The 17761-nt window shown below is 66.8% G+C and carries 15 protein-coding genes; 6 read left to right on the forward strand and 9 right to left on the reverse strand.

The features are described 5' to 3' along the window. Nucleotides 1–136: 136 nt before the first annotated feature. Nucleotides 137–1246 (reverse strand): porin, encoded by a 1110-nt coding sequence (locus tag AC3WOB_RS09855; protein WP_013392141.1) that lies wholly within the window; start codon nucleotides 1244–1246, stop codon nucleotides 137–139. A 468-nt stretch (nucleotides 1247–1714) separates the two neighbouring features. On the opposite strand from AC3WOB_RS09855, the gene AC3WOB_RS09860 reads away from it, so the two are divergent. From AC3WOB_RS09860 to AC3WOB_RS09870, 3 genes are read left to right on the forward strand one after another with little or no spacing between them, the layout of a single operon-like run. Continuing rightward, nucleotides 1715–2329 carry a TetR/AcrR family transcriptional regulator gene (locus AC3WOB_RS09860; protein WP_492274838.1) on the forward strand — a complete coding sequence of 205 codons (615 nt, stop codon included), beginning with the start codon at nucleotides 1715–1717 and terminating at the stop codon, nucleotides 2327–2329. Further along, nucleotides 2326–2769: a PaaI family thioesterase gene (locus AC3WOB_RS09865; protein ID WP_013392139.1), complete on the forward strand. Its 444-nt coding sequence runs from the start codon at nucleotides 2326–2328 to the stop codon at nucleotides 2767–2769. Before AC3WOB_RS09860 ends, AC3WOB_RS09865 begins: the two co-directional genes overlap by 4 nt. Beyond that, on the forward strand, nucleotides 2766–3203 hold the full coding sequence (locus AC3WOB_RS09870) for an NAD(P)-binding domain-containing protein (RefSeq protein ID WP_492274839.1): 438 nt from the start codon (nucleotides 2766–2768) through the stop codon (nucleotides 3201–3203). Before AC3WOB_RS09865 ends, AC3WOB_RS09870 begins: the two co-directional genes overlap by 4 nt. On the opposite strand, the gene AC3WOB_RS09875 is transcribed toward AC3WOB_RS09870, so the two are convergent. From AC3WOB_RS09875 to axyZ, 7 genes are all read right to left on the reverse strand, one after another. Further along, nucleotides 3174–3941 carry a phosphatase PAP2 family protein gene (locus AC3WOB_RS09875; RefSeq protein WP_492274840.1) on the reverse strand — a complete coding sequence of 256 codons (768 nt, stop codon included), beginning with the start codon at nucleotides 3939–3941 and terminating at the stop codon, nucleotides 3174–3176. The two genes, AC3WOB_RS09870 and AC3WOB_RS09875, sit on opposite strands and share 30 nt — an antisense overlap. Before the next feature lie 37 nt (nucleotides 3942–3978). After that, nucleotides 3979–4764 carry a metallophosphoesterase family protein gene (locus tag AC3WOB_RS09880; RefSeq protein ID WP_492274841.1) on the reverse strand — a complete coding sequence of 262 codons (786 nt, stop codon included), beginning with the start codon at nucleotides 4762–4764 and terminating at the stop codon, nucleotides 3979–3981. After that, nucleotides 4761–5735, reverse strand: a complete 975-nt coding sequence (locus tag AC3WOB_RS09885) for a diacylglycerol/lipid kinase family protein (RefSeq protein WP_492274842.1) — start codon at nucleotides 5733–5735, stop codon at nucleotides 4761–4763. The genes AC3WOB_RS09880 and AC3WOB_RS09885 overlap by 4 nt, the downstream gene beginning before the upstream one ends. Nucleotides 5736–5815: 80 nt before the next feature. After that, entirely contained in the window at nucleotides 5816–7615 is a 1800-nt protein-coding gene (locus tag AC3WOB_RS09890; RefSeq protein WP_492274843.1) for a gamma-glutamyltransferase family protein, read from the reverse strand. A 185-nt stretch (nucleotides 7616–7800) separates the two neighbouring features. Next, nucleotides 7801–9303, reverse strand: a complete 1503-nt coding sequence (locus tag AC3WOB_RS09895) for an ABC transporter substrate-binding protein (RefSeq protein WP_013392133.1) — start codon at nucleotides 9301–9303, stop codon at nucleotides 7801–7803. Between the two features lie 212 nt (nucleotides 9304–9515). Next, entirely contained in the window at nucleotides 9516–10412 is an 897-nt protein-coding gene (locus AC3WOB_RS09900) for a LysR family transcriptional regulator (protein ID WP_492274844.1), read from the reverse strand. A gap of 86 nt (nucleotides 10413–10498) precedes the next feature. Beyond that, a complete protein-coding gene (gene axyZ / locus AC3WOB_RS09905) occupies nucleotides 10499–11137 on the reverse strand; it encodes a multidrug efflux transcriptional repressor AxyZ (protein WP_013392131.1) in 639 nt (212 codons plus the stop codon). 225 nt (nucleotides 11138–11362) lie between these two features. Here axyZ and AC3WOB_RS09910 point away from each other — a divergent pair, with 225 nt between their 5' ends. Genes AC3WOB_RS09910 through oprZ form a run of 3 tightly spaced genes read left to right on the forward strand, consistent with a single transcriptional unit; the run spans nucleotide 11363 to nucleotide 17097 of the window. After that, nucleotides 11363–12574, forward strand: coding sequence for a MexX/AxyX family multidrug efflux RND transporter periplasmic adaptor subunit (locus AC3WOB_RS09910; RefSeq protein ID WP_492274845.1), 1212 nt, complete (start codon nucleotides 11363–11365; stop codon nucleotides 12572–12574). A 6-nt stretch (nucleotides 12575–12580) separates the two neighbouring features. Next, the gene (locus AC3WOB_RS09915) at nucleotides 12581–15718 is read left to right on the forward strand and encodes a multidrug efflux RND transporter permease subunit (protein WP_492274846.1); all 3138 of its coding nucleotides are present in this window, start codon (nucleotides 12581–12583) and stop codon (nucleotides 15716–15718) included. After that, nucleotides 15715–17097: a multidrug efflux RND transporter outer membrane subunit OprZ gene (gene oprZ / locus AC3WOB_RS09920; protein ID WP_492274847.1), complete on the forward strand. Its 1383-nt coding sequence runs from the start codon at nucleotides 15715–15717 to the stop codon at nucleotides 17095–17097. Before AC3WOB_RS09915 ends, oprZ begins: the two co-directional genes overlap by 4 nt. 4 nt (nucleotides 17098–17101) lie before the next feature. Here oprZ and AC3WOB_RS09925 read toward each other — a convergent pair whose 3' ends face one another. After that, entirely contained in the window at nucleotides 17102–17758 is a 657-nt protein-coding gene (locus AC3WOB_RS09925) for a helix-turn-helix transcriptional regulator (RefSeq protein ID WP_492274848.1), read from the reverse strand. Nucleotides 17759–17761: the final 3 nt, after the last annotated feature.

Below are 17761 nucleotides of genomic sequence, written 5' to 3' on the forward strand. Positions count from 1 at the left end.
CCGATGCACGCACAAACACACGCAAAAACACAGGCGCATAAACGAAAAAAACCACCCCGAAGGGTGGTTTTATACGAACGGGCCGAAGCCCGTTCGCGCACTTTAAATCCAGGCAGGACTTGCGCCCTGCTTAGGATTAGAAGCGGTGACGGATACCGACGCCGACGGCGGTCGACTTGACGTCTTCCATGAAGGCGTAGTTCTTGGCGTACGAACCGTAAGCGTACAGGTTGGTGCGCTTGGACAGGTCGTAGGTGTAGCCCAGCGAGAAGACGTTCATCGTCTCAGCACCGTTGATACGGTCGTTGCTGGGGTCAACCATTTGCCACGAACCGAACAGCTTGCTTGCGCCGCCGATCGGGGCGGACAGGCCGACCATGTACGAGTTGGCCTTGAAGCCGTCAGCAAAGATGTTGGTGCCGATGCTCAGGGAGCCCGAACCGGTGTTCACGCCTTGGCCAGCGAACCAGCCGTCGGTCGTGCGAGCGTAGGCCAAGGCCAGCTTCACGACTTCGAAGTCGTACGAACCGCCGATGGCGTACATACGCGGGGTCGCGTCTTGATCAGCGAACAGCGCCTTGTTCGAAGCGTTCAGCTGGTCGTACGTCAGGGCCACGTTCAGGGGGCCGTTCACGTAACGCAGACCGGTCGTGATGGCGCGGGTGTTGTCAGCCGTGCGCCAGCCGGTTTGATCCGCGTTGTTGTCGTCGGCGTTGAACGAGTAGCCGATGCCGAACTGGAAGCCGCTGAACGACGGGGTCTGATACATGACCATGTTGTCGTAGCGTTGCGTGTTGGCAGCGCTCATCGAAACGCCGATGTTGGCTTGACCGAAGCCAGCGCCGAACGGATCGATCGAGCCGAAGTACTTCGACGCGATGTTGGTTTGGCGACCGAAGTCCAGTTGGCCCCAGCTGTCGCTGGCCAGACCGATGGTGGCTTGACGACCGAACAGGCGGCCACCTTGGGCCGACTTGCCGTTACCCGAATCAAAGCCGGATTCCAGCTGGAAAACAGCGCGCAGGCCGTCACCCAGGTCTTCCGAACCACGCAGACCCCAGCGCGAACCGTTCTGGACGCCGTTGATCATGCCGAAACGGCTGCCGTTCATGGCATCGGGACCACCGCTGATCTTGTTGTAGCCGATACCCGTGTCGATAATACCGTACAGGGTGACAGACGTTTCTGCCTGGGCGACACCGGCAAAACCGGCGAGCAGGGCGGCAGCGAGCAGAGTCTTTTTCATTTAAGAAATCTCCGTTGATTTGAGTGACAAGAGCAGCAATCCAGCAAACCAGCCTGCCGCCCCCCTAACTCCGCGAAGGGAAGTTGACGCTATTGCATCAAAAATCAGGGGGGCTGGCTATGGTCGGCGCCAGAAAAGTGCAGGTTTACGACAGCCTTGTTGGGATATTGCAACAACTCAGCATGCCCTGGCCGGTCGCACTAGGGCTTACCCTCGGTTTTAAGTCCGAGCACCTATTCATGCGACTTTCAGCCCTGCCCCTAATTATTCGACTACCCCGGATACCATCCCCGTCACCTAATACATGGCTCTTTCCGACGCCGTTGGGGCCGGATGCCGACGCCGGAACTCCACATTAGCCATCGAGACCCGCGCAGCAGAAACTGGCCTTATCGTCCACTATCAATAACATTGTTATTTCTAAAAATCGTCGATATGATCGAATCGTCGATTTCTGAGCCGAACCACATGCTCCCGCCCTCCTCCCGCGCCGACCGTTCCGAACGACTGAATGCGTTGCGGCGCCAACTGGTGCTTGACGCTGCGCAGCGTGTGTTCGAACGCGACGGCCTGGAGAAGACCACGATCCGCGCGATCGCCAAGGAGGCTGGCTGCACCACCGGGGCTATCTATCCCTGGTTCGCCGGCAAGGAAACCATTTATGGCGCGCTGCTGGAGGAATCGCTGGAACGCCTGCACGCGCACTTGGCCGAGGCGGCCTCCTCCGGCCCCGGCCCCGCCGCCGCGCGCGATGCCATCCACGCCTTCTTCGGCTACTACGCCGAACGGCGGACCGATTTTTCCCTGGGCATGTACCTGTTCCAGGGATTGGGGCCGCGCGGGCTGGGCCGGGAAATGGACGAACGGCTGAACACCCGCCTACGCCAATGCATAGATCTGCTGGGCGTCGCGCTGGCCCGGACCAAATCCTGGGAGCCTGCCGTGGTCGCGGTCGAACAGATGAATCTCTTCACTTATCTGATGGGACTGTTGCTGCTGCTGCACACCCGCCGCCTGAAATCCCTGGGCCAGCGCGCGCAAGCGCTGCTGGACAACTACTGCCTCGCCCTGGAGCAACGATGACCGCAACCGACCTGGACACCCCGGCCGACGCCCCGCTGATCAGCCTGGCCGACTTCCACATCCTGCTGGCCGACCAGCACCCCTTTTCGCTGCTGCTGGGCATAGACGTGCTGCGCATCGGCCGCGGCACGGCGCGCGCGGTGCTGCCGGCGCGCGACGCCCACCAGCGGCTGGGCGGCATCGTTGCCGGGCCGATGCTGATGGGCCTGGCCGACCTGACCATGTACGCCGCGGTGGTGGGCGCCACCGGTCAGGCGCACGCGGTGACGGCCAGCCTGACGATCAATTTCCTGCGCAAGAGTCCGGCGGGCGCCATCTATGCCGACGCCAGGCTGCTGAAAGTCGGCAGGCTGTCGGCCGGCGAAGTCATCCTGACCGGCGAAGGCTCGGACGAGCCTCTCGCCCATATCGTGAGCACGTGGTCCGTGCCCAAGCCATGAGCATGCGCGTCAGCATCGTCGGCATGGGCAAGACCGGCACGCTGGCCGCGCAGCGCCTCCTGGCGGCCGAACCGGACATCGCGCTAACCCTCTACGACATCGAACCCGGGCGGTGCGAGGACTTCCGCGGCAGCGCCACGCTGGCGACCTCGGCGCGCGAGGCCCTGGAGGAATCCGACACCATCGTGCTGGCCCTGCCGCGCGAGCGCGAGATCGACCGCACGCTGGAGCGTTTCAGCGACGGCAACGTAACGGCGCCAGTAGCGGGCAAGCTGATCGTGGACCTGGAACCGCCGTGCGCCGAGCGTGCGCACAGCCTGGATCAGGCCATCGTCGCGGCGGGCGGCCGCTACACCTGCGCGCCCCTGCGCGCGACGGCGGACGCCCCAGGCGCGGAGGCGCGCCTACTGAATGCCCTGGCCCTGGGCGGATGACGGCCGCAGGCGCTGCGCCGCCGCCACGCACAGCGCCAGCCAGGCCAGGCTGACCGCGAAACCCGCCAGCACGTCGCTGGCGAAATGGACCTGCAGCAGGATGCGGCTGAGTCCGATCGCCATGATCAACGCCGCCAGCAGCGCGATGCCGGGCAGGCGCCAGGCAGGCGGCGCCAAACGCCACAACAGATAGCAGGCCATGCCGTAGACGGCCATCGCGGCCGAGGAATGGCCGCTGGGAAAGCTCCACCCCGCCACGCTGGCGTAGCCATGATCGTGCTCCGGCCGCACCCGTTGGAAGGCATGCTTGAGCAGCCAGTTGAGCGCGCCACCCACACCGGTGGCAACGGCGCAGACCAGCGCCAGCCGCCAATCCCCGCGCCACAACAGGAACAACGTCATCAGCACGCTGATCCCGGTCAGGAATTTCCGGTCGCCCAGATAGGTGAACCAGGACAGCAGCCACAGCAGCGGCGTGGACATGGACATGCTCAGCGAACTGGCCAGGGCCCTGTCAAAGGCCACCACCGCCCCCTCGCTTTCTATCGCAAAAGCCAGGACCAGGAAGAGCGCGAGCGCGGCGCAGGTACCCGTCATGAAGAAAGCGGCGCGACCGCGGCCGCGCAAGCTCAGGCCGCGGCGCACCAACAGGAGCGCCGCGCCGCCGGCCAGCAATGGCAATACGATGAATAGCAGCAAGGCATGGGCCGCGGCCCAAGCCGCATACGCATCCGTCATGAATAAGCGCCTGTCACGATGAAATTTCCGCTTTCTTTCAATACAACGCGACCAGGGTCTTGTCTACCGGTGCAAACGCATGCGCCCCGGCGGCGTAGTCCCAACGTTCGATCTGGCAATCGCCCCGCCCGTCGCTAGTGATGACATTGACCGAATTGGGCACATTGCCGCGCACGCGGCGCGAACAGGTGGTTCCGGCCTGCACGACCCAGCCGCCGGAAGCTGTCGCGGGATCCAGCGGCAGCACATAAGGCAGGTGGATATGCCCGCCCAGGACCAGGTCGACGCCCGCCTGCGCCCAGGCTTCAAGCGCGCGCTCGCGCCCGATCAGGAGGTTGGAGAGATCCGACTCCACCTTGGCGCGCACCGGGTGGTGCGCGACCACGATGCGCAGCTGCCCCGGCTTGGCCTGGCGCAGCCGCTCGGCAACCCTGGCGATCTGCGAGCCGGATATCTCGCCGTCCTTGCGGCGGCGCGGGCGCGTCGTGTTGACGCCGATGGCAAGCAGGCCGGCGTTTTCGAACACGGGTTCCAGCACGGGGCCCAAGGCCCGCTTGTAGTTGCCGTAGGGATTCAGCGCGCGCGCAAATACGTTGAACAGCGGAATGTCGTGATTGCCTGGCACGGTCAGCACCGGCAGCGACAGGCGTTCGATGAATTTGCGGGCGGCAGCGAACTGGCCGCGCCGCGCGCGTTGCGTGATGTCGCCGCTGAGCACCACCAGGTCGGGCGCGAGGGTGCACGCCAGGTCCAGCGCGGCTTCGACCACGGGTTTACGTTCCGTGCCGAAGTGGGTATCGGAAAAATGCAGGATACGGGTCATGAACGGTCCAGGTATTGCGAGTCCGCCGGCACCACCAGCGGCAGCCGTTCGTCGGCCACTTTGAATTCCAGCGGCGTATCCATCCAGGAAATTTCGCCGTCCATCGCCACCTTGACGCGCCGGCGTCCGCGCACGGCCACCGTCAGGCGGTCGAAGGCGAAGCTGACCACATGCTCGGCTTCCCCCAGCCGGCTGAACAGGCCGCGCAGCAGCAGGCCGTAGAGCGCCAGGGTGCCGACGGGCCGCGCCGCCATGGCGATCAGGCGGTTCTGGTCCAGTTCCGCGGACTCGATGCCGATGTGCTCCAGCTGGAGCTTGTTGTTGCCCACCACTAGCGTGGGCGAGCGCAGGTTACGGGCCTGTCCGCCATGATCCAGCAGCAGGCTTAGTTGGCGCGGCGCGCGCAGCAGCGTGACCAGGCCCGACCACAGCGCCACCCAGCGGCTGCGGCCGTACTTCTGTTTGTAGGCTTCGCGGTCCTCGAGCAGTTGCGGATACAGGCCCAGGCTGGCGTTGACCAGGAACAGCCGGCCGTTGAGCATGCCGACCTGCACCGGCCTGGGCTGGCCTTGCAGGAAACCGCGCAAGGCCACTTCCGTGTCCTGCGAGATGCCGTAGCTGCGTCCAAAGTAGTTGAATGTGCCCTGGGGCAGGATGCCGAACGGCACCCCTTTGCCCAGCACGACGCCTGCGACCGCGTTGAGCGTGCCGTCGCCGCCCGCCGCGATGACCACGCCTTGCTGCTCCTGTGCACGCCTGACCGCGGCCTCGGCCGTATTGGTCAGGTGCGACGGATCCTGCACGGGCATCAGTTCGTAGCGGCGCCCGGCCTCGTCGAGTATGCGGCGGATCATGTCCTGCAGGATCTGCGCGTCGCCGCGTCCCGATCCGGTGTTGAGGACGATGAAAAGGGGTTCTTGTCCCGTCAGGGAATGAGCGGCGGCTGCCGGGTTCTGCTGGGGAGGCGTCATGCGACAAACATACCCCATGCCGGCAAAACGCCGCAACAAGACTGGCGGCGGGCGGCGCCAGGCGCGCCCGCCGCTGCCGTTCAACGGCCGATGGCGTAGGCCTGCATCAGCCGCGGCGTGGCCGCTGCATGCAGCAGGCCGTCGGCATCGCGCGAAGCCGCGGTCAACCTGCCCACCGACCACTCGGGCACTTCCTCAATCTGGTGCCCGCGCTGGCGCAGCGCCGCGATGACCTCGGCGCCGAAGCTCGCCTCCACCGCCAGATGTCCCGGCTTGCGGTCCCGCGGATAGAAGGACGTAGGGAAGTGCATGGTGTGGGACATGGGCAGGTCGATCGCTTCCTGCAGGTTCAGGCCGTGATGCACGTGGCGCAGGAAGAACAGCAATTGCCATTGCTCCTGCTGGTCGCCGCCGGGGGTGCCGAAGGCCAGATAGGGCTTGCCGTCGCGCAGCGCCAGCGAAGGCGTCAGCGTGGTGCGCGGACGCTTGCCGGGCGCCAGCGTGCCGGGCAGTCCTTCCTCCAGCCAGAACATCTGCGCGCGCGTGTTGAGCCCGAAGCCCAGTTCCGGGATCACTGGCGAGGACTGGAACCAGCCGCCCGAAGGCGTGGCCGAGATCATGTTGCCCCAACGGTCGATAACGTCCACGTGGGTGGTATCGCCGCGCTTGGCGGAGGCGCGCATGTCGGCCAGCGTGGGCTCGTTGGTGGCGCTGCCGGGCGCGGAGACCTTGGACAGGCGTTCCAGCGTGTCCATGACGCGCTTCACCTGCGCCTCGAAACCGGGCACCTGGCCGGGCAGCAGCTCCTGCGAGGCCGACTCGCCGATCAGCGCGCGGCGCTCGGCGTTGTAGGCGTCGGACAGCAGATGGTCCAGCGGCACATCGACGAAAGCCGGATCGCCGTAATAGGCCTCGCGGTCGGCAAAGGCCAGCTTCATGGCCTCGGTGACGCGGTGCACGAATTCGGCGCTGGTCGGGCTGACGCCGGCCAGGTCCATTTCCTTGAGCAGGGCAAGGGTCTGCAGGAGGACCGGCCCCTGGCTCCAGGAGCCGGCCTTGGCCACCGTGTAGCCGTGGTAGTCGTAGGTGACCGGCTTGTCATAACTAGCCGACCAGCCCGCCAGGTCGTCGGCGGTGATAACGCCGCGGTGAGTGGACCCGCTCTCGTCCATGACATCGGTGTTGCGCGCAAACTTGTCGATTTCCTCCGCAATGAAGCCACGGTAGAAGGCGTCGCGCGCCGCCTCGATCTGACGCTCACGGTCCGCGCCGGCGCTTTCGGCCTGCTGCAGCACGCGGGTCCAGGTGCGGGCCAGCGCCGGATTGCGGAACAGCTTGCGGGCCTCGGGTACCTTGCCGCCTGGCACATAGAGTTCGGCGGTGGTCGGCCAATGCGTCTGGAAGAAATCCTTGAGGCCGGCGATGGTGTTGGAGATGCGCGGCATCAACGCGTGGCCGTGCTCCGCGTAATAGATGGCGTGCTCCAGCACGTCGCGCACGCGCATGCTGCCGTGGTCGCGCAGCAGCAGCATCCAGGCGTCGAAGGCGCCCGGGATGACGGTAGCCAGCAAGCCGTTGCCGGGGATGAGCTTGAGGCCTTCGGCGCGGTAGCGTTCGAGCGTGGCGGCCGCGGGCGTGGTGCCCTGGCCGCACAGCACCTCGACGCGGCCGGTGCGCGCGGAGTAGAACACCGCGGGCACTTCGCCGGCGGGGCCGACCAGATGGGGTTCGACCACTTGCAGCACGAAGGCCGAGGCGACGCAGGCGTCGAAAGCGTTGCCGCCGCGCTCCAACAGCGACATGCCGGCCGCGCTGGCCAGCCAATGGGTGGAGGTCACGACACCGAAGGTGCCAAGGATTTCCGGGCGAGTCGTAAACATGATGATTCCTATAGGGCTGCCGCTGAAACGCGGAACAATTCCTGTACGGCGGGCGCCTGGCGATCAAAAGAATAGGCACGCTGGAGAGGCCCGCGGACGCCGCCAGCCGGGGCGCCGCGGATCCGGCTCCGCCGGTCCGCCAGCGCCGCCCCCTGGGGGACCCGCGCCAGCGGGTAGGGGGGAGCTTACTTCTTGGCCAAAGTGACGCCCTTCAGACGGATCAGGCCGTCGGGGTAAGGCACGAAGCCTTCCAACTTCTTCTGCACGCCAAAGGTCCACGGCAGGTAGAACAGGTAGACGATGGGACGCTGGTCCTGCATGGTCGCCAGCACCTGGTCATACATGGCGCGGCGCTTGGCGGTGTCGGATTCGGCGCGAGCGTCGTTGAGCAGCTTGTCGACGCCGGCGTCGCAGAACTTGCCGTCGTTCAGGTTGCCCTTGCAGCTCAGGTACTGATGGATGTTGCCGCTGGGATCGACCCGGCCCGACCAGCCGCTCTGCCCTACTTCGAAGTCGCCGCGCGCAAGCGAGGATTGCAGGGAGGCGAACTCCACCGGACGCAGGGTGATGTCGAAGCCCGCTTCGGCGCCCATGGCCTGCACCAGCTCGAACACCTGCTGCATGGTGGTGTTGTTGCCGAAGGTGATCTCGAATTTGACGCGGTCATAGCCCGCCTCCTTCAGCAGGGCCTGCGCTTTCTTGGGATCGCGGCCCTTGTGCTCGAAGGCGGTGTTGTAGGCGAAGCTGGCCGGCGGGAACGGCTGATAGGCGGGCTGGAACATGCCTTCGCCGATCACCTGGTTGAGCACGTCGCGGTCGATCGCAAGATCCAAGGCCTGGCGCACGCGCTTGTCCTTGGCCAGCGGGTTGTTGGCGCGCGCGCCATTGGCCAGGTTCACCGAAATGGCCTGGAAGCCCAGGCCGGTCACCGGCGCCAGGGTCAGGTTCTTGTCGTCCTTCACGGCCTTGGCATCGCTGGGCGCCACGCGCTCGATGATGTCCAGGTCGCCCGCGCGCAGGTTGTTCAGGCGCACGGTGTTGTCGGGGATCGGGGTGTAGACCAGGCGGTCGAAGTGATAGTTGGCCGCATCCCAGTACTTGGGAAATTTCTCGAGCACGATGCGGTCGTTCTGCACGCGCTCCTTGAACTGGTAAGGCCCAGAGCATACCGGCTTGCCGCCGGGGTCCTTGTCGAAGCTGGCAGGCGACATCATCATTCCGGCGCGATCCGACAGCTGCGACAGCAGCGAGGCGTCGGGTTCGGACAGGTTCAGCACCACGGTGCTGGCGTCCGGGGCCTCGACGCTGGCGACCGTGGCCAGTTCGCTCTTGCGGTTGCTGTCGGGCAAGGTGCGGGCGCGGTCCAGATTGGCCTTGACGGCCGCGGCGTCCACCGGCGTACCGTCATGGAACACGGCATCCGTGCGCAGCTTGAAGGTCAGCACCTTGTGGTCCGGGCTGATGGTCCAGGATTGCGCCAGCTGCGGCACGATCTTCAGGTCCGGGGTGATCTCGACCAGCTTGTCGCACAGGGAAGCGAAGACGATGCGGCCCACGAAGGTACGCGCGCGCACCGGGTCCAGCACATCGGGGTCGTCCTGCAGGCCGATACGCAGGGTGGATTGGGCTTGCGCCAATCCGCTGGCCAGCATTCCCGCCATGGCCATGGCGAGGCAAAGTTTACGCATGAAAGATCTCCGTCGGTTCAGGTCGGCCTGGTTCCCCGCGCGGACGCGCCGCCTGGCATGAGGGAACAGACCCGAGCCGTGCTGCATCGCCGGGTCCATCCCCCGCTGCGCACGTTCTTGTTGGATTCTGCGCCAGGCGCGCGGCGATTGTATAGAGCGGCGGCTGTCGTAAGCCTAAATGCCTGCCGGGCGGCCGCCTTGCGGACGCGCTTTCAGGGAATGCGGCAAGGCGCCGCGAAATCCACGGCGGCCTGGACCTCGGCGCGCAGCTTGGCGACCAGCGGCCGGGTATCGTCGCGGCGATGCTGGAACGCGTAGGGCAAGGCCGCCAGGGGCCTATCCCCTTCCAGCACGCGCAGACTGCCTTCGGCCTGTAGCGCGCTGGCCCAATGGCTGGGCAAGAGGCCCACGCCGGTGCCTTCTATGAGCAGGCCGACCACCGCCCCCCAGTTGTTGCAGCAGAGGCGTTCTCCGCCGGCCTCGCGGCCCGCCAGCCAGTCGTCGATGATGCGCGTGGTGCCGGCCCCTGCCGGCAGTGTGACCAGCGGCAGGCGTTCCAGCAGCGCGGGCGTCATGCGCGTGGCGCCCTCCAACACGGCAGGCGCGGCGGCCCAGGAGAAGTCCGCCTGGCCTATGGAACTGGAAGCGATATTGGGCCGCGAGGAACGGCCGGCGATCACGGCGAAGTCCAATTCACCGTCGGCCACGCGCTGCTCCAGCACCTGGCCGATGTCCACATAGGGCTCCAGCACCAGGTCCGGATAGGCGGTGCGCACGCCCCGGATCAGCCGCGGCAGCCAGGTCAGCGCGGTCAACTCGCCCACGCCGAAGCGGCAACGGCCGCTGAGGCCCGCGCTTTGCGCCAGCGACGCCCGGATCTGTTCGGCCGAGGCCAGCAGGTCGCGCGCCTGCGGCAGCAGGCGCTGGCCGGCGTCGGTCAGCACCGCCTTGTGGCCACTGCGGTCGAAGAGGGATAGGCCCAGGCCTTCCTCGAGCTCGGTGATGCGCTTGGACAGCGACGACACCGACAGGTGCAGGCGCTCGGCCGCCACGGCGAAACTTGCGCAGGTGGCGGCCCAGTAGAAGGCTTCGAGTTGCTTGAGGGTCATGCCGGGATTGTAGGCGCGCCCGGCTCAGCCGCGCGCGGCTCAGGGGCGCGCGGTCCTGAGGCGCCCGGCATGTGGTCCCGGCTGAATCAGGCGGCTTTCGGCGTCAGCAGGTGCGCGGAAAACCGGAGGGTATCGATAGCGGCGCGGAGCATGCGCTCGACGCGCGGCCAGATATCGCCCTTGAGGCGATCGGACCAGCAGATGCTGTCAAACACCCCGTCGACCAGGGCGTGCAGATAGAGGTTGGACAGGCGCACGTCCAGCGCGCGCGGCAGGTCTTCGCGCTTGACGGCGGCGCGCAGCAGTTTCTCCGAGGTGCGCAAGGCATGGCGCTCCCACAGGTCGCGGCGGCGCAGCAAGGGTGCGTTCTCGTCGCTGCGTTCGCATTTCAGGTACAGGATCTCCAGCACCCGCTGCACCGAACCTTCCTGCGCGTAGATCTGGATGTACTGCCGCATGGAGGAGTAGAGCGATTCCAGCGCCTCGCCCTCGGTCGACACCTGGGTCAGCGGCGCGGCCTCGCCCAGCGCGCGGTCGCACATGGCGATGCAGACGTCGATCTTGTTCTTGTAATGGCCGTAGACGGCGCCCCGGGACACGCCCGCATAGTCCGCAATATCGCTCATGGTGGTGGCGGCCACCCCTTTGGACAGGAACACGTGCTCCGCGGCGTCCAGGATGCGGTCGCGGGTGCGTTGGGACTCTTCTTTCGTCTTGCGGGCCATGCGGGGACCTCCTACTTAAAAAAACGATGGCAAAAAAACGGCGGCTTCCACACCGGAAGCCGCCCTCTCCACACACTGTGAATAAGTGTGTAGCGGGGAGCATACTTCCGAACAAAATAATTAATCAAGCGTGACGGATTAAATGATAGACTCGCTTCCCCACGCGGGAAAGTCGGCGCCTTTCCCCACCCCAGCCCTCTGCGGCCCCATCAGACAACTTTAAAAATGAAGCAAAGAGTCTCTCTACGCACGCTCGCCTTTTTTTCCGTAGTAATTCTTATTACCGGTTGCTCGAAGCCGGAAGCCCAAACAGCCGCCGAGGAGCCCGCCGAAGTCGGCGTCATCGTCGCGGCGGCCACGCCCACCAGCGTCGCCACCGAATTGCCGGGCCGGCTGGAGCCCTACCGCGAGGCCGAGGTGCGCGCGCGCGTGGCCGGCATCGTTACCGCGCGCCTGTACGAGGAAGGCCAGGACGTGGCGCGCGGCGCCTCGCTGTTCCAGATCGATCCCGCGCCCTTGCAGGCCGCCTACGATTCCGAAGCCGCAAACCTGGCGCGCGCGCAGGCGAACCTGTCCGCCGCCGCCGACAAGCTGCGCCGTTACGCCGACCTGGTGTCGGACCGCGCCATCAGCGAACGCGACCACGCCGAAAGCGTGGCGCAGGAACGCCAGGCCCGGGCCGAGGTCGCCCTGGCCCGCGCCAACCTGCAAAGCGCCAAGCTGAAGCTGGATTACGCGCGGGTCACCTCGCCCATCGACGGCCGGGCGCGGCGCGCCCTGGTCACCGAAGGCGCGCTGGTGGGCGAAGGCCAAGCCACGCCGCTGACCGTGGTACAGCAGATCGACCCGATCTATGTGAACTTCGCCCAGCCCGCCGCCGAGGTGATGCAGTTGCAGAAGCAGATCCGCGCCGGAGCCCTGGAAGGCGTGGCGCCGGACCAGGTGCAGGTGCGGCTGCTGCTGCCCGACGGTTCCGAGTACGGGCGCGGCGGCACGCTGTCGTTCGCCGACCTGGCGGTGGATCCGGGCACCGACAACGTCACCATGCGGGCGCTGTTCGAGAATCCGGGCCGCGACCTGCTGCCGGGCATGTATGTGCGCGTGCGGCTGGAGCAGGCGATCAACCGCGACACCTACCTGGTACCGCGCAACGCCCTGCTGCGCAACGCCGAAGGCGCGCACGTGCTGGCCGCGGGCCCGGACGGAGAGCTGAAGAAGATCGCCGTCACCGCGCAGCGGCTGCAAGGCCCGTACTGGATCGTCACGCAGGGACTTGCGGGCGGCGAGCGCATCGTCGTCGAGAACGCCGCCCAATTGGCGGCGGGCCAGAAAATCAAACCGGTGGAGCGGGCCGCGCCGAGCGCGCAGGCCCCCACCGCCGGCAACCCGGAGGCCGGCGTCCAGGCAAGGACGCCCGCCGCGGGCCAAAAAGGATAAACCGCAATGGCGCGTTTTTTTATCGATCGCCCGGTCTTCGCCTGGGTGATCTCGCTGCTGATCGTGCTGGTCGGCATTCTGTCGATCCGCGCGCTGCCGGTGGCGCAGTATCCCGACATCGCTCCGCCGGTGGTCAACGTCGGCGCCAGCTATCCCGGCGCCTCGGCCAAGGTGGTCGAAGAGGCCGTCACCGCCATCATCGAACGCGAGATGAACGGCGCCCCCGGGCTGATGTATACCTCGTCCAGCAGCGACTCGACGGGCTGGGCCAGCATCAACCTGACCTTCAAGCAGGGCACCAATCCCGACCTGGCGGCCGTGGAAGTGCAGAACCGCCTGAAGGCGGTGGAGCCGCGCCTGCCCGAATCGGTGCGTCGCGACGGCGTGCGCGTCGAAAAGGCGGCCGACAACATCCAGTTGGTGGTGTCGCTGAAGTCGGACGGCGGCCTGGACGACATGCAACTGGGCGAGCTGGCCGCCTCCAACGTGCTGCAGGCCCTGCGCCGCGTGGAAGGCGTGGGCAAGGTGCAGTCCTTCGGCGCCGAAGCCGCCATGCGCATCTGGCCGGATCCGGCCAAGCTGACGGCCATGGCCCTGACCCCGGGCGACATCGTCTCGGCCCTGCGCAGCCATAACGCGCGGGTCACCATCGGCGAACTGGGCAACCAGGCCGTGCCCAAGGACGCCCCGCTGAACGCCAGCATCGTCGCCGGCGAATCCCTGCACACGCCCGAGCAGTTCGGCAACATTCCGCTGCGCGCGCAGTCGGACGGCGCCACTCTGCGCCTGAAGGACGTGGCCCGGGTCGAACTGGGCGGCACCGACTACATGTACCTGTCGCGCGTGAACGGCATGACCGGCACGGGCCTGGGCATCAAGCTGGCGCCGGGATCGAATGCAGTCGAGACCACCAAACGCATCCGCGCCACCATGCAGGAGCTGGCCCAGTATTTCCCGCCGGGCGTGACCTGGGACATTCCGTACGAGACCTCCACCTTCGTCGAAATCTCGATCAAGAAGGTGCTGATGACCCTGCTGGAAGCCGTGGCCCTGGTGTTCTGCGTGATGTACCTGTTCATGCAGAACTTCCGCGCCACGCTGATCCCCACGCTGGTGGTACCGGTGGCGCTGCTGGGCACGCTGGGCGTGATGCTGTGGCTGGGCTATTCCATCAACGTGCTGACGATGTTCGGCATGGTGCTGGCCATCGGCATCCTGGTGGACGACGCCATCGTGGTGGTGGAGAACGTCGAACGCATCATGGCCGAGGAAGGCCTGCCGCCGCGCGAGGCCACGGTCAAGGCCATGGGCCAGATCAGCGGCGCCATCGTCGGCATCACGGTGGTGCTGGTGTCGGTGTTCGTGCCCATGGCGTTCTTCGACGGCGCGGTGGGCAACATCTATCGCCAGTTCGCCGTGACGCTGGCCGTGTCGATCGCCTTCTCGGCCTTCCTGGCGCTGTCGTTGACGCCCGCGCTGTGCGCCAGCCTGCTCAAGCCCATCGCCGCGGGCCACCACGAGAAGCGCGGCTTCTTCGGCTGGTTCAACCGGGCCTTCACGCGCCTGACCGCGCGCTACACCACGCGGGTGTCCGGCGTGCTGGCCCGTCCGGTGCGCTTCGGCCTGGCCTATCTAGCCGTGATCGCCGCAGTGGCATTGCTGTTCGCGCGGCTGCCCTCTTCCTTCCTGCCGGACGAAGACCAGGGCAGCTTCATGGCCATGGTCATCCTGCCCCAGGGCTCGCCGCAAGCCGAGACCATGGCGATGGTGAAGGACGTCGAACGCTACATGCTGGAGCATGAGCCCGTCGAATACGTGTATTCGGTCAACGGCTTCAGCAACTACGGCAGCGGACCGAACTCGGCCATGTTCTTCGTCACGCTGAAGGACTGGAAGCAGCGCGGCGCCGCCGACCTGCACGTGAACGCGGTGGTGGAACGCATCAACGCCGCCTTCGCCGACCGCAAGAACGTCATGGTGCACGCGCTGAATTCCCCGCCGCTGCCGGACCTGGGCTCGACCTCGGGCTTCGACTTCCGCCTGCAAGACCGCGGCGGACTGGGCTACGAAGCCCTGGCCCAGGCGCGCCAGCAGTTGCTGGCGGCGGCGGCTAGCCACCCCGCGCTTGCGGAAGTGGTGTTCGCGGGCCAGGAAGAAGCGCCGCAGCTGGAGCTGCGCGTCGACCGCGACAAGGCCCAGGCCATGGGCGTGTCGGTGGACGAGATCAACACCGCGCTGGCGGTGATGTACGGCTCGGACTACATCGGCGACTTCATGCTCAATGGCCAGGTGCGGCGCGTGACCGTGCAGGCCGACGGCAAGAGCCGCGTCGACATGGCGGACGTATCGCGCCTGCACGTGCGCAACCTGCAGGGCCAGATGGTGCCGCTGTCCGCCTTCACCACCCTGAAATGGTCCATGGGTCCGCCGCAGCTCAACCGCTACAACGGCTTCCCCTCGTTCACCATCAACGGCGCGGCGGCCCCCGGGCACAGCAGCGGCGAGGCCATGCGCGCCATGGAAGCGCTGGCGGCGGAGCTGCCGCGCGGCATCGGCTTCGACTGGTCGGGACAGTCCTATGAGGAACGGCTGTCCGGCAACCAGGCCCCCGTGCTGTTCGCGCTGTCGGTGCTGGTCGTGTTCCTGGCGCTGGCCGCGCTGTACGAAAGCTGGTCCATCCCGCTGGCGGTGATCCTGGTGGTGCCGCTGGGCGTGATCGGCGCGGTGCTGGGCGTGACGCTGCGCGGCATGCCCAACGACATCTACTTCAAGGTCGGCCTCATCGCCACCATCGGACTGTCGGCCAAGAACGCGATCCTGATCGTGGAAGTGGCCAAGGACCTGGTGCGCGACGGCCAGGGCATCGTGTCCGCCACGCTGGAGGCCGCCAGGCTGCGGCTGCGGCCCATCGTGATGACCTCGCTGGCCTTCGGCGTGGGGGTGCTGCCCCTGGCGCTGGCCACTGGCGCGGCCTCGGGCGCCCAGGCCGCGATCGGCACGGGCGTGCTGGGCGGCATCATCACCGCGACGGTGCTGGCCATCTTCCTGGTGCCGCTTTTCTTTCTTATCGTGGGCCGCGTGCTGGGCATGCGCGTGCGCCCCGCGCGTCCGCAAGGCCGCGAAACGCTGGAGACCTCGCCATGAAGGCTATGGCCATGACCCTGCTTGCGCTGGCTTTGGCCGGCTGCTCGCTGGCCCCTACCTATGAACGCCCGGTCGCGCCCGTGCCGCACGCCTATGACACGCCGGCCGCGGACGGACAGGCCGCCGTGCCGCAGGATTGGCGCGACTACTTCAACGACCCGGCGCTGCAAGCCTGGATCGCCGCCGCGCTGGAAAACAACCGCAACCTGCGGGTGGCGGCGCTGCGCATCCAGGAAGCCCGAGCGCTGTACGGCGTGCAGCAGGCCGACCGCCTGCCGTCCATCGATGGCACGGGCGAATTCAGCCGCGGACGCGGCGCGGAACCCGGCCAGCCGCGCATGCCGGTGGCCGACCGCTACCGCGCCGCCGTCGGCATCGCCGCGTTCGAACTGGATTTCTTCGGCCGCGTGAAAAGCCTGAGCGACGCCGCGCTGTCGCGCTACCTGGCCAGCGAGGAAGCGCACCGCGCCGCCACGCTGTCGCTGGTGTCGGAGACCGCTGCGGCCTACTTCAACCAGCGTTCGCTGGCGGAGCAGCTGCGTCTGACCGAGAGCACGCTGGCGTTGCGCGAGGCCTCGCTCAAACTCACCCAACGCCGCTACGACGCAGGGCTGGAAACGGCCGTGGGACTGCGCACGGCGCAGATGCTGGTGGAATCCTCGCGCGCCACGCACGCCGAACTGAGCCGGGAATACCGCCAGTCCGTCCACACTCTGGGCTTACTGGCGGGCGACTTTTCGCTGCCGCCCGACACCGATGCCGTCACGCTGGAAAGCCAGAGCCTGACGCCGCTGGCCGCGGGCCTGCCTTCGGCCCTGCTGATCCGTCGTCCGGACCTGCGCCAGGCCGAGGACACGCTGCGAGCGGCCAATGCCGATATCGGCGCGGCGCGCGCGGCGTTCTTCCCGTCGGTGCAGCTGACGACCGACATCGGCACCACGGCCGGCAGTTTCTCGGACCTGTTCGGTTCGGGCACGGGCACCTGGACCTTCGCGCCCAAGCTGACGCTGCCCATCTTCAATGCTGGTCGCAACAGCGCCAACCTGTCGCTGGCCGAGGCCCGCAAGGACATCGCGGTAGCCCAATACGAAGGCAGCATCCAGCAGGCCTTCCGCGAAGTGGCCGACGCGCTGTCCGCCCGCGACACGCTGCGCGCGCAGATCGACGCCCAGCGCAAGGTGCGCGACGCCGACCGCGACCGCCAGCGCCTGACCGAAAGACGCTACGAACGCGGCGTGGCCAGCTACCTGGAGATGCTGGAGGCGCAGCGCAGCTTGTTCGAATCCGAACAGGAGTTCATCCGGCTGCAACAGCGCCGGCTGGTCAACGCGGTGGAGTTGTACAAGGCGCTGGGCGGCTGGGAGCAGCCCGGCTCATGACCGGTCAGCCGGCCTTGTCGATGCGGTAGGCGCAGCGGCGCGCGCCCGTGAGGATGTGCTCTTCGCGCCGCACCCGGACCTCTGCTCCCAGCACCTTGTTGAAGAGTTCCAGTTCGCTGCGGCAAAAGCCCATACAGGCCTTTGCCGCGGAACAGATCGGGCAATGGTTCTCGATGAAGAGGTAGTCCGGGCCATCCTTGCGCAACTCGGCCATGTAGCCTTCGGCGGAGCGGACTTCCACCAGCCGCTCCAGCCGTTCCTTCAGGCTGCGGGCGCCCTGCATGGCTTGGCGATAGCCGTTGAGCATGGCGGCCTCGCGCACTTCGATCAGCTTTTCGACGCCCTCTTCGCCGAACGCCTGGCGGATGGCGCCTATCATCTGCACCGTCATTTCGGCATGCGTGTCGGGAAATCGGCCATGTCCGGCAGCGGTCAGAAACCAGATCTGCGTGGGCCGGCCCCGGCCCGCGCTATGGCTTTCGGAATCCACCAATCCTTCCGCATGCAAGCGGGTCATCTGCTGGCGCACGGCCTCGGCGGTCACGTCCATGGCCTTGGCAATGACGGCGACGGACTGCGGGCCGCGCGTCTTCAAGGCCATGAGCACGCGATCCGCGGGCTGATGCTCCCAGGCGACGGGATGGGACGGACTGTCAGACATGGA

The sequence above is a fragment of the Achromobacter sp. FW305-C-30-7 genome (assembly GCF_058783105.1).